The organism is Burkholderia sp. Tr-20390, from assembly GCF_017104595.1.
Taxonomy (GTDB): Bacteria; Pseudomonadota; Gammaproteobacteria; order Burkholderiales; family Burkholderiaceae; genus Burkholderia.
Genome location: NZ_JAAGPC010000233.1, coordinates 1 through 11,748, shown reverse-complemented (window position 1 = coordinate 11,748; position 11,748 = coordinate 1). Strand labels below are relative to the sequence as shown.

The following is an 11,748-nucleotide window of genomic DNA, read 5'->3' as shown; positions in this document are numbered from 1 at the left end:
TTGGTCGCGCGCATTTCGCTCGTCGCGACCGGCGGACGCGCCGGGATCTTTTCGAAGCCGTAGATGCGCGCCACTTCCTCGATCAGGTCTTCCTCGATCTCGATGTCGAAGCGATGCGACGGCGGCGCTGGCCGACCTGTTCTGCGTGCTGCCGTCGCTGGAGCGCGTCGATGCGGTGACGCTGCGCTTCGACGGGCCTTCGGTCGAGCATGTGGTGCGCACGCTGAACAGCTTGTCGGCGATGTCGTTCATGCTGCGGTGATGCGCATGACCGCCATGCTCGTTGCGCGTCGCGCGTCGTCAGGGGTTGCCGACGGGGGGGCGCCGTCACGGCGAGCAGGAACGCTTCCATCGCGGCGACGAACGCGAGCGGCGTCTCGTTCATCGGGTAGTGGCCCGCATTGCGCAGCACGTCGACGGTGGCGAGCGGATAACGCCGCAGGTAGGTGCGGGCCATCAGTGCCGCGTCGAACGCCGGATCGTGCTCGCCGATCAGCACTTTCACCGGATGGAGGCCGGCGATCTCGTCGCCGAAATCCGTATCGGCCCACGCGCGGAAGTACGCGCCGAACGCCGGCGGCGACGAACGGGCTGCCGAATACGCGGCTTTCCACTCGACCCAGGCGGCGGGCAGCCGGCCGCCGGTGCTGCGATCGATGACGGTCCGGCGATCGGCGACGTGGTCGGCGGCGCGCTCGAATAGCGCACGTTTCTCCGCGTCGAACGGCAGGCCGCCGCAAGGCACGGGCGTGACCGGTACCAGCGCACGCACGCGCCCGGGCGCGATGACGGCGACTTTCTCGGCCGCCATCGCACCCATCGAATGGCCGACGATGCTGAAGGTCGCGAAATCGAGCGTATCGGCCAGCGCGAGCGCGTCGGCGGCGATCTCGTCGATCGTGAAGTGGCCCGCTGCGTCGCGCATCCGGCCGTAGCCTCGGTAGTCCATGAATACATAGCTGAAGTGCTTGCGCGACAGCCACGCTTCGACGGGTTCGAACGCGTGGGCGTCGCCGAACCAGCCGGGCAGTACAAGAACAGGGTGGGGGCCGTCCCCCACGCGATGAAACGTATTCGGCATGTCCGCTCCGATGCAGTGGTAATCCGGCCGATCAGGCCGACGGGTCTTGCGGCCGTCAGGTCGCGCAAGGGTGGAGCGGATCGTAGATCGCGCGAAGGAGACCCGCCTTCGATATCGGGTCATTGATGATGGAATTCGGGCCGTGAGAAATACGCTGCTAGATCCCTACGAAAACATTCCGCGAAGCGTGGTCGTGACCGCGAACGACTATGCGGCGGGCACGACGTTTCCGGAACACGCGCACGGGCGCGGGCAATTCGCGTTCGCGTCGCGCGGCACGATCAGCGTGTCGACGCCGCACGGACGCTGGCTGGTGCCGCCGCAGCGCGCGTGCTGGGTGCCGGCCGGCGTGCGGCACGAAATGACGATGACCGGGCCGGTCACGATGCTCAACACGTTCGTGTCCGGCGCCGCCGCGCAGGAGGCGGGCCTGCCCGAACAGTGCGGTGTGTATGGCGTATCGGCGCTGCTGCGGCAACTGATCGACGATGCGATCGACTTGCCGGCCCTGTACGACGTCGACGGGCGCGCGGGCAAGCTGATGGCGCTGCTGGTCGCGGAAATCGCGACGATGCCGCGCCTGTCGCTGCATGCGCCGCTGCCGGCCGACGCACGGCTGGCGAAGGTGTGCCGGCACCTGCTTGCCTCGCCGTCGATCGCGGCCGATCTCGACCAGGTGGCCGCGGACGCGGGCTTGAGCCGCCGGACGTTCACGCGGCAGTTCCGTGCGCAGACGGGCGTGAGTTTTGCCGTATGGCGCCAGCAGGTGTGCATGCTCGCGGCGATCGCGCGCCTGAGCGACGGGCAGCCGGTGACGCGGGTCGCGCTCGATCTCGGGTATGCGAGCGCAAGCGCGTTCACGTCGGCGTTTCGCCGCATTCTGGGCGATACGCCGAGCCGCTATCTGGAGATTCGGCGCTGACCGGAACGAAGTGGCGCATGCCACGTCGGTGTGCCGGTTGCCGCAAAAAAATACGCGCCTGCCAACTTCGGTCAGACGCGTTTCAAGGCACTCGGTCAGAAAAAATGCGCGCACGGCCTGCCGGGCGGTGTCGCGCATGACATGCGTAATTGTTTCCTATTCCGATTCAATCTCATTGAAGCGTTGCGGATAGCGAAGAATACGCCGCGTAACGCGCAAACGATATCGTGTCGGACGAACGACTTGTGTGCTATCGCAGCATGCGTCTCAATCGCGCGTTCGATACAGCGGCGGGAGGCCCGTGGCAAGGCCGTCGGCACCCGCAATATGGCACGCTGCACCGCAGCATCGAATGATGATGACGGACCATGAAAAACGCCGCGTGGCGCGATGCCTGTCGGTATCGCGCCACGCGGCGGTGCGGTAGCGGGCTAAGCCGGCGTGCGCCGGCCGCGCGTCACACGTCGAAGAACACGGTTTCGTCCGGCCCCTGCATGCGGATGTCGAAGCGGTAGACGACCGGGCGGCCCGGCTGCGCGTCGCGTTTCGCGACGAGCGTCGCGCGGCGTTCGGCCGGCACCGCGTTCAGCACGGGGTCGGCTGCGTTCGCGGCGGCTTCGTCGTCGAAGTACACGCGCGTGAATGCGTGGGTGAGGATCCCGCGCATCATCACGGTCACGTTGATGTGCGGCGCTTCGCCGGCGGCGATAGGGCCCGGCTTCACCGTCTCGACGACGAAGCGCTGCTGCGTATCGGTGCCGGTGCCGACCCGCGCGAAGCCCGTGAAGCCGGATTTCGCGATGTCGTCGCGCGACTTGGGGTAGCGGCCCGCGCCGTCCACCTGCGTGAACTCGAGCACCGCGTCGCCGACGACGTTGCCGTCACCGTCGAACACCTGGCCGACCAGCAGCACGTGTTCGCCTTCGGCGTGTGCCGCGGCGATCGTCGGCGTGAACAGGCTCTTCAGGTCGTAGTCGTATTGCTGCGGGCACAGGCCATACGCGAAGTACGGGCCGACCGTTTGCGAAGGGGTTTGCTTCAGCGTCGTCATGGTTCAGCGCTCCATCGGGGTAGCGTCGCGGCCGCGCAGCACGATGTCGAATTCGTAGCCGAGCGCATAGCCTTCTTCGGTGATGTCCATCGAGAAGCGCGAGATCAGGCGATCGCGTGCGGCCTCGGGCGTGCCCTGGAAGATCGGGTCGTACGCGAGCAGCGGGTCGCCGGGGAAGTACATCTGCGTGACGAGACGCGAGCCGAAGTAATCGCCGAACAACGAGAAGTGGATGTGATTCGGGCGCCACGCGTTCGGATGGTTGCCCCACGGGTATGCGCCGGGCTTGATCGTCAGGAAGCGGTAGCGGCCTTCGTCGTCGGTCAGGCAACGGCCCGCGCCGAGGAAGTTCGGGTCGAGCGGCGCGTCGTGCTGGTCGACCTTGTGCACGTAGCGGCCGGCCGCGTTCGCCTGCCATACCTCGACGAGCGTGTTGCGCACGGGCTTGCCGCCTTCGTCGAGCACGCGGCCGGTGACGACCATGCGCTCGCCGAGCGGCTCGCCGTTCTTCACGGCGTTCTTCGTCAGGTCATGGTCGAGCGCGCCGAGATCTTCGGCGCCGTAGACGGGCGCGTACTGGTCGCGGAGCTTCTCCTTCAGCGGGATCAGCGGGCGCGTCGGGCCGCGCTTCACGGACGAACGGTACTCGGGGTGGATATAGGCCGGATGCGACGGCCAGTCGCGCGGCGTGAGGATCGTGGGGGAATCCATCGGGCGTCTCCTGATAGGTATTTCGCGAAGTGGATGGCACGACTGTAGCCAATCCGGAAAGTTATGCAAAATGACCTTTTTTAGCGAATCGCATAACTGTTTGTTATGTTCGACGCACCCATGAAAATTCCGCCGGACAGGATGCCTGTCCGGCGGAAAAAGCGATCGGGCTTCGCGTCGTCGGTGACGACCCCGTGCACGGCCCTCCAGCCAGCCCGTCACTGCTTTTTTGTATTGTCGTTCTTGTTGTTATCCGGTCTCCCTGAGCGCCTGTTATGACGGGCGGCCGGGATCGAACACGATCCCGTCGAATTCGAGTGACAGCGTGCCGCTGCGCAGCAGTGCGGCCGGCGTCGCGTCCCGGTCGGCACCGAGCACGTCGCTCACGTAGCGCGCGCAGAACCCGCGCCGCGTCCGCAGGTTGAAGCGGTTGCCGAGCAGGGCGTCGATCCGTTGTTCGGCGGTTGCGTGCACCTGGCGCTGCGCATCGGCGCTCGGCGCCGCGACGCGACGGGCCAGCGCGATGCGTCCGCCGTCGGTACGGGCGACGAAGCGGGACAGCGGCGTGAGCTTCGTCCACGCCAACGCGGATTCGGCGATCACGGGCTCGTCGCCCGACGTGTCGACGACGATGCCGAAGCGATTGGCCCACGCACCCGTCGCGCCTGCCGCGTCGCGCGGCGCATTCGCCGGCACGCGGATGAACACGAGATCCCCGACGTGCGCGCTGGCGGCCAGCGTGCGGACCGTGGCGAGCGGCATCGTGCGATCGGTGTCGCGGGCATCGCGCGGGGCGGGGTGATGCGATTCGTAGGCAGCGGTGTCGGTTCGGGTGGTCATGTCGGCTCCGTCGTTCAGTGACAGCACGGAGCGGATTATGCAGACAAGTATCCGAATGTGTTCATCAGCGCGCACAGGTAGCCTAATATCTGACCTTGAGCATCACTTTTCGATACCAAAATGACCGAAACCGCCCAACTCATCGACATGCTGAAGCGCCAGCTGAAGGCGCAGGGCATGACCTACCGCGACGTCGCACGTGCGCTCGACGTTTCCGAGACCAGCGTGAAGCGGCTGTTCGCCAGCGGCCGCTTCACGCTGGAGCGCGTCGTGGAGATCGCCCAGCTGCTCGGCTATACGCTGGCCGAGCTCGTGCAGGAGGCGTCCGCGTCGGCGCCGAGGCTGCACGTGCTGACCGAGCAGCAGGAGGCGCTGCTCGTGTCGGACGACAAGCTGCTGCTCGTCGCCGTCTGCGCGATCAACTACTGGACGGTGCAGGACATCGTGTCGGCCTATCAGGTGACGAAGGCCGAGTGCGTGAAATACCTGCTGATGCTCGACCGGATGAACGTCGTCGCGCTGTTGCCGGGCGACCGGATTCGCGTGCGCGTCGCGCGCGATTTCGACTGGCTGCCCGGCGGGCCGATCCGCCGTTACTTCCACGCGCACGCGCTCGGCGATTTCCTCGACAGCCGCTTCGACGGCGAAGGCGAGACGATGACGTTCTCGCAGGGGATGCTGACGGAGGCTGCCTCCGCCGAGCTCGAACTGGAATTGCGCCGGCTGCGCAGCAAGGCGGCCGCGCTGCATGCGGAATCGTCGTCGGCACCGCTCGCGCAGAAGCGCGGCACCAGCTTGCTGATCGCGAAGCGGATGTGGGAGCCGGCCGGTTTCCAGGCACTGCGGCGCAACACGTGACGCGTGACGTATCGTCGAGCGCTTGGGGCTATCCGGAAAGTTATGCAAAATGGCATTTCATCGTCTATCGCATAACCACCCGTTATGAATAACCGTATCGCCGACGGCCGCGTCAAGTTCCGGCATCTGCAGTGCTTTCTCGCGGTCGCGCAACTGGGCGGCGTGCAGAAGGCGGCCGAAAGCCTGTCGATCACGCAGCCGGCCGTGTCGAAGACGATCGCCGAACTGGAGGCGATCCTCGGCGTGAAGCTGTTCGAGCGCGGCCGGCAAGGCGCGCAGCCGACCCGCGAGGCGCAACTGTTCATGCCGCACGCGAACGCGTGCGTGCTGGCGCTGCGGCAGGGTGTCGGGCTGCTCGCGCGCGAAGGCGGGGCCGCCGCGGCGACGCTGGAAATCGGCATGCTGCCGACCGTCGCGGCATCGCTCGCGCCCGCGTTGATGAAGGCGCTCGCGGAGCGCTGGCCGCGCGTCGTCGTGCGGATCGCGACGGCCGCGAACGCCGATCTGCTCGAGCGCCTGAAGTCCGGCGCGATCGAGTGCGCGATCGGGCGGCTGTCGGAGCCGGAGCGGATGATCGGGCTCGCGTTCGAGCAGCTGTACAACGAGCCGCTCGTTGCCGTCGTGCGCGCCGGGCATCCGCTGCTCTCGAATGCGGCGCCGGCGGCCGAGCTTGCGCGCTATCCGGTCGTGCTGCCGCCGTTCGGCACGCTGATCCGCCAGTCGGCCGAGCAGCTGCTTGGCGCTTGCGGCGTGCCGCCGCTGGATTCGTTCATCGAGGTGCTGTCGGTGTCGGTCGCGCGTGCGCTGGCGCTCGAGAACGACGCGGTCTGGTTCGTGCCGCTCTATGCGGCCGAATACGACCTGTCGGCCGGCGCACTGGCACGCCTGCCGCTGCCGTCGGCGGGCACCGACGAACCGGTCGGGCTGGTGCTGCGCACCGATGCGCAGCCGTCGCCGGTCGCACGGACGCTGATCGACGCCGTGCGCGACATCGCGCGGTCGCGGTTCGGCGAGACGCGTGAGCGCGGGGCGTCACGCGCGGCGCGCAAGCCGGCTCGTCGCGACGATTGAGCCGGCGACCCGCCCGCCGTTCCCGGCTGCCGGATTGGCCATCCGGTCAGTAGCCGGCGGCGGGGTGCTTGGCATATTGTACCGATTTTGGTACGATTGGTGTCAGGACGATGACGAGACAGCAGATCCAGGTCACGCTCGGCGTGCGGTTCTTCCAGACGGCCCGTGGCAACGAGCCGGTGCGCGAATGGCTGAAGGCGCTCGGGCAAGCGGAGCGAAGGGCGATCGGCGAAGAGATCAAGACCGTTCAACTCGGCTGGCCGCTCGGTATGCCGCTGGTTCGGAAGATGGCGCAGGATCTGTGGGAGATCCGCGTGATGTTGCCGGGGCGAAGCGCCCGCGTGCTGTTTACGGTCGTCGGCGGCACGATGGTCCTGCTGCACGGCTTCTTCAAGCAGTCACGGGCCACGCCGTCGGACGATCTCGATGTCACCGTCGCGCGCCTGAAAGCGCTGATGCGCGCCATCTGAATTCCCCGGTTACGCCGGAACGCACCGTCTTCGACGGTCAGGCCGCCGGCAACGCCATGTACTGGAGTACCCATGACGACCACGAACAATCCGCATATCGGCAGCGATTTCGATACCTTCCTGGAGGAGGACGGCAATCTCGAGGCGGCCACCGCCACCGCGATCAAGCGCGTGATCGCTTGGCAGATCGGCCAGGAAATGAAGGCGCAGCACATCACGAAAACCGCGATGGCCGCGCGGATGAAAACCAGCCGCGCCGCGCTCAACCGCCTCCTCGACGAAACCGACACGAGCCTCACGCTCGCGACGCTCGCGAGCGCGGCCACCGCGCTCGGCAAACGGCTCAGCTTCGAGCTGGTGCCCGCCTGACGGGCGCGAAGCATCGGCGGAGGCCGAGGCTGCGCCCCTACGCATGATGCACGCGGCGGCGTGGCCGGCAATCCGGCCGGCGGTTCGGTGATGTCAGCCCGCGCGTCGCCGCAAGCAGGCGCGTGTCGACCCCGCGCGCAGCTGCCGGGTCACTGACGCGGCCCGGCCACCTGCAGATAGAGCAGCGCCCCGCCCGCGAGCAGCAGCGGGCACAGGATGTACCAGCCGGTCGTCAGGAACAGCCCGGCCACCGCGACCAGCGAAATCCATGCGCAACGGTGTGCGATGCCGCCGCGCGGCAGCAGTTTCAGCGCGGCGGCCGCGCCGAGCCCGTACACCATCACGAAGCACCCGGAGGTGACGAGCACGAGCGGCTTCGGCCCGACGTCCGACAGCGTCGTCGCAGCGAGTGCGACCACGGCGAGCAGGGCAATCACACCGAGGCTGCGGCGTGGGACGCCGCCGACCTGGCTGCCCTGCGCGAGCCACGCGGGCAATGCGCCGTCGCGCCCGAGCGCCGCGCCGAGCTTGGCCGCGCCCGCGAAATACGCGTTCATCGTACCGAGCGTGAGCAACAGGGCGGCTGCGGCGGCCAGCACCTGCGCATGGCCGCCGATGCCGCCCGCGATCAGTTCGGCGAGCGGTGCACCCGATCCGCCCGCGGACGGCCCGAGCACCGTCACGCTCGCGGCAGCAACCGACAGATACAGAAACCCGACCACCACGACCGCGATTCCCGCCGAGCGCGGCATGTCGTGCGCGGGCCGGCGGAATTCGGCCGCGAGATGCGTGATCGCTTCCCAGCCGGCGAAACTCCACACGAGCAGCGCGGCAGCCTGGCCGACCGCGAGCCAGCCGTGCGGCGCGAACGGATGCAGGTTCGCGGTGCGTGCATGCGGCGCGGAGGCGAGCACCGCGGCGAGCAGCAGCGTGACGAGCAGTGCCGACAGCACGAGCTGCATGCGGCCCGAAACCGTGACGCCGAATGCATTCGCGGCCGACACGGTCGCGATCAGCGCGGCAGCGGTGACGATGACCGTCGTGTGCCCGCCGCCCGTGACGGCCGCGACGTATGCGCCGCCGAACATGGCGGCGGCCGGTGCGCCGGCCGGTACCGCGAAGTAGAAGCACCATCCGACGATCGCCGCGGCTTTCGGCCCGAATGCGCGCCGCGCGTAGGTCGAGACGCCGCCTGCGTCGGGATAGCGCGCGCCGAGTGCGGCGAAGGTGGCCGCGAGCGGCCCCGACAGCACGACCAGCGCCGCCCAGGCAAGTAGCGAGGCGGGCCCCGCCACCTCGGCGGCCAGTGCGGGCAGCGCGATCACGCCGGTGCCGAGCACCGCGCCGATATAGAGCGCGGCGCCCTGGAAAATCGTCAGCGAGCCCGCGTGATGAGCGGCGGGCGATTCGACATGCGAGGGCATGGACGGCAGTCTCCGGAAGTCTTGTTGTGTTCGAGCGCGGGCGCTCGCGCGGAAAATCGTTCGATGCTACCCGAACGACGGCGGCAGCGCGGCCCGGCGATCAGTAGTCCGTGCGGTGTCGTGTGTCAGCCGATGTCAGCAGTGGCGTGCGAGCCGCAGGCGGGCGTCCTCGCGCGCGGCGGGCGACAGCTCGGGGGCGTAGTGGAACGCGCCCGAAACCAGCGAGGCGACGGGCACGCCATCGCGGAACAGCACGCGATTGCCGGCCAGCGCCGGCACCTTGTCGCCGGGCAGCAGCGTGCCGGCAAGATTCAGCGGATCGGCGCCCGTCACGCACACGTATTGTCCGTCGCCCGGTTGCCGCCGCAGCTCGCGCAGGATCGGAATCGCTTCGGGCAACGCGAACTGTTCACCCGCGAGCCCGGCGACGAAGCGTCCGCCGCGAATCTCGCCGCGCGCTTCGAGGCGCTGCAGTACCCGCACGAGTTCGCGCCAGCTCGGCAGCCAGTCGGCTTCGCGTTCGAGCAGCCGCCAGAACACGACGCCGTAGCGGCGCAGCAGCGTCCAGGCGATGTGTTCGAGCACGTCGGGGTCGGTCGCGGCCTGGCCGCGTTTCGGCACGGGCGCATCGTCCGGCGGCGCATGACGTTGCACGAGTGCCCAGCGGCCCGCGTCGTCCATCCCGCCGATGAGCGCACCGCCGCGCCGGGTGCGTGGCGCATAGGTCGCGCTGCGCTTGACGGCGGGCTTCAACAGCGCACGCAGGCCCGCGTAGCTGTCCGCATTCACGAGGCCGGCCGACACGAGTTCGCCGAGCGCCTGTTCGAGTTCGACGGGCAGCATGTGCAGGTCGTCGAGCAGCGCATCGAAGAACATCGCGCCATGCGCGGCGAGGGCGTCGCGTACCTGCGTGGCGCGCGCGGACAGCGCCGGTTGCGCGTCGGGATCGCGCAGCGCCTGCCACGCGGAGAGGTGGCGGCGCGGCAGCAGCACGATCGGCGTCGTCTTCACGGGGGTGCCGGCCGCGCGCGCCGGCGCGCCGATGCGTGTCCACACGAGCTTGCCCGAGCGGCATAGCTCGTCGAGCCCGCCCGCCATGTAGTCGGTGAGCCGCGCGGGCAGCAGCGCGTCTTCCCAGGCGCTTGCCGCGGCCTCGTAGCCTTCGAGCTGTTCGACCACGGCCGCGAGTGCGTCGCGGCCCGTGCCGCGCGTGTCCGGCGTCAGGTGTTGCCAATGAAACAGGAAGCGCATGAAATCGGCGCGCTCGACCGGCTCGATCTCGCGGCGCAGCCGCTTCACCGTATAGCGATGAATGCGCGCAAGCAGATGGCGTTCGCACCATTCTTCCACCGTCGTGCCCGGCGTGAACCGGCCGCGCATCACATAGCCTTCGCGTTCCAGCGCCGCGAGTGCCGTCGCGATCGACGCAGGGGGCAGGCCGAGCGGTGTCGCGATCGCGTCGAGCGCAAGCGGCCCGAAGCCGGTGAGCCGCGCGCGGATCACGTCGACGAGTGCGGCATCGGCTTCCCACGGCTGCGCGCAGGCGGCCGGCACCTTGAGCGCCGGCGCGATGCGTGCGTCGGGATGCAGTGCACGCACGCACACGAGTCGTTCGACCGGTACCCATAGCGCGGCGTCGCCGGGTGTCACGAGTTTCGTCGCACGGCGGTGTTCGGCGAGTTCCGCGAGCCGGTCGAGCCAGCCTTCGTGCTGGCGTGCTTCGCTGTCGGCGATGCACGCGAGCGTGAGCAGCGCGTCGTGCATTTCGTCGGCGTCGCGCACGAGCGGCCAGGCTTCGTCGCGCACGGCATCGATCGCGTCGGCGTCGAGCGCGCCGAGATCGTCGGTCGATTCGGGATCGCTCCAGCGGCGCGACTGCACGGCCTGCGTGCGGCGTTCCTCGAGCGGTGCATCATCGAGGAACGCGTAGGGCTTCGCGTTCAGGATCTCGGCCGCGAGCGGCGACGGCGCGGGCAGGTCGCGCGCGACGAGCTCGATCGCACCGCTTTCGATCCGGCGCAGCAGCGCAAGCCAGCCCTCGGTGTCCATCGCATCGTGCAAGCAGTCGTCGAGCGTCTGGTCGACGAGCGGGTGATGCGGGATCTCGCGCTCGCCGACGATGTTCTCGAGGCACGCGACCTGATCGGGGAACACGGTCGCGAGCAGGTCGTCGCTCTTCATCCGCTGCAGTTGCGGCGCGGTGCGCTTGCCGCCGGTGAAGCGCGGCAATGCAAGCGCGGTGGTCGCGTTCCAGCGCCAGCGCACGCCGAACATCGGCGCGTCGAGCAGGGCCTGCACCAGCACGTGCTCGGCGCTCGCCGAACGCAGGTAGCGCCACACTTCGTCGAGCGCGAAGCTGTGCGCGAGCGACAGCGACAGGATGATCGCGTCGTCGGTCGCGGCCGCCTGCAGCTCGAAGTTGAAACTGCGGCAGAAGCGCTTGCGCAGCGCGAGCCCCCACGCGCGGTTGATGCGGCTGCCGAACGGCGAATGGATCACAAGCTGCGTGCCGCCCGATTCGTCGAAGAAGCGCTCCATCACGAGCGTGTCCTGCGTCGGCAACGCGCCGAGCGCGGCGCGCGTGCGCGCGAGATAGTCGGCGATCTGGTGCGCGGCGTCGGGCGACAGGTGCAGGTCGTCGACGAGCCAGCGCAATGCCGGCGTGAGGCGGCTGTCGGCCGGGCCGGCAGGGGTGGCACGGGCGACGTCGTTTCGTACACTGATTGCGGCTTCGGCTTCGGCTTCGGCTTCGGCTTCGGCTTCGGCTTCGGCTTCGGCTTCGGCTTCGGCTTCGGCTTCGGCTTCGGCTTCGGCTTCGGCTTCGGCTTCGGCTTCGGCGTCGGTGTCGGCACCGCCCGGGGGGTGGGCTCGCGCCTCGGCGTTGGCGTAGCGTGTGTGGGCGCTGGTGGGCAGCGTGTGGGCCGCGCGGAGGGGGGTGGAGGGGGTGTGGA

9 protein-coding genes and 4 pseudogenes are annotated in these 11,748 nt (G+C 68.7%); 6 read left to right on the top strand and 7 right to left on the bottom strand.

Annotated elements, in window-relative coordinates; genetic code table 11:
• A pseudogene (locus G3N98_RS35445) lies at nucleotides 1-125 on the bottom strand (hypothetical protein); the annotation flags it as partial.
• On the opposite strand from G3N98_RS35445, the pseudogene G3N98_RS35440 reads away from it, so the two are divergent.
• Nucleotides 119-262 (top strand): annotated as a pseudogene (locus G3N98_RS35440) (aminopeptidase); the annotation flags it as partial. The pseudogenes G3N98_RS35445 and G3N98_RS35440 sit on opposite strands and share 7 nt — an antisense overlap.
• A 60-nt stretch (nucleotides 263-322) precedes the next feature.
• Here G3N98_RS35440 and G3N98_RS35435 read toward each other — a convergent pair.
• A pseudogene (locus G3N98_RS35435) lies at nucleotides 323-1,081 on the bottom strand (alpha/beta hydrolase); the annotation flags it as partial.
• Between the two features lie 142 nt (nucleotides 1,082-1,223).
• Here G3N98_RS35435 and G3N98_RS35430 point away from each other — a divergent pair.
• The gene (locus tag G3N98_RS35430; protein WP_089427695.1) at nucleotides 1,224-2,003 is read left to right on the top strand and encodes a helix-turn-helix transcriptional regulator; all 780 of its coding nucleotides are present in this window, start codon (nucleotides 1,224-1,226) and stop codon (nucleotides 2,001-2,003) included.
• A gap of 457 nt (nucleotides 2,004-2,460) precedes the next feature.
• Here the strand turns inward: G3N98_RS35430 and pcaG are convergent, their stop codons facing one another.
• The 3 genes from pcaG to G3N98_RS35415 form a co-directional block, all read right to left on the bottom strand.
• Nucleotides 2,461-3,054 (bottom strand): protocatechuate 3,4-dioxygenase subunit alpha, encoded by a 594-nt coding sequence (pcaG, locus tag G3N98_RS35425; RefSeq protein WP_206150732.1) that lies wholly within the window; start codon nucleotides 3,052-3,054, stop codon nucleotides 2,461-2,463.
• A gap of 3 nt (nucleotides 3,055-3,057) precedes the next feature.
• A complete protein-coding gene (gene pcaH, locus G3N98_RS35420; protein ID WP_059683235.1) occupies nucleotides 3,058-3,765 on the bottom strand; it encodes a protocatechuate 3,4-dioxygenase subunit beta in 708 nt (235 codons plus the stop codon).
• A gap of 273 nt (nucleotides 3,766-4,038) precedes the next feature.
• Entirely contained in the window at nucleotides 4,039-4,605 is a 567-nt protein-coding gene (locus G3N98_RS35415) for a YiiX/YebB-like N1pC/P60 family cysteine hydrolase (RefSeq protein ID WP_089474686.1), read from the bottom strand.
• A 120-nt stretch (nucleotides 4,606-4,725) separates the two neighbouring features.
• Between G3N98_RS35415 and G3N98_RS35410 the strand changes: the two genes are divergently transcribed.
• The 4 genes from G3N98_RS35410 to G3N98_RS35395 all read left to right on the top strand — a co-directional run bounded on the left by G3N98_RS35410 (nucleotide 4,726) and on the right by G3N98_RS35395 (nucleotide 7,373).
• On the top strand, nucleotides 4,726-5,463 hold the full coding sequence (locus G3N98_RS35410; protein WP_206150731.1) for a helix-turn-helix transcriptional regulator: 738 nt from the start codon (nucleotides 4,726-4,728) through the stop codon (nucleotides 5,461-5,463).
• 84 nt (nucleotides 5,464-5,547) lie between these two features.
• Nucleotides 5,548-6,534 carry a pca operon transcription factor PcaQ gene (gene pcaQ, locus G3N98_RS35405; RefSeq protein ID WP_175238843.1) on the top strand — a complete coding sequence of 329 codons (987 nt, stop codon included), beginning with the start codon at nucleotides 5,548-5,550 and terminating at the stop codon, nucleotides 6,532-6,534.
• Between the two features lie 110 nt (nucleotides 6,535-6,644).
• A complete protein-coding gene (locus G3N98_RS35400) occupies nucleotides 6,645-7,004 on the top strand; it encodes a type II toxin-antitoxin system RelE/ParE family toxin (protein ID WP_206150730.1) in 360 nt (119 codons plus the stop codon).
• A gap of 72 nt (nucleotides 7,005-7,076) precedes the next feature.
• Nucleotides 7,077-7,373, top strand: coding sequence for an XRE family transcriptional regulator (locus tag G3N98_RS35395; protein ID WP_011658604.1), 297 nt, complete (start codon nucleotides 7,077-7,079; stop codon nucleotides 7,371-7,373).
• A gap of 149 nt (nucleotides 7,374-7,522) precedes the next feature.
• Here G3N98_RS35395 and G3N98_RS35390 read toward each other — a convergent pair whose 3' ends face one another.
• Nucleotides 7,523-8,797 carry an amino acid permease gene (locus tag G3N98_RS35390; protein WP_089427689.1) on the bottom strand — a complete coding sequence of 425 codons (1,275 nt, stop codon included), beginning with the start codon at nucleotides 8,795-8,797 and terminating at the stop codon, nucleotides 7,523-7,525.
• A 135-nt stretch (nucleotides 8,798-8,932) separates the two neighbouring features.
• A pseudogene (locus tag G3N98_RS35385) lies at nucleotides 8,933-11,748 on the bottom strand (ATP-dependent DNA helicase); the annotation flags it as partial.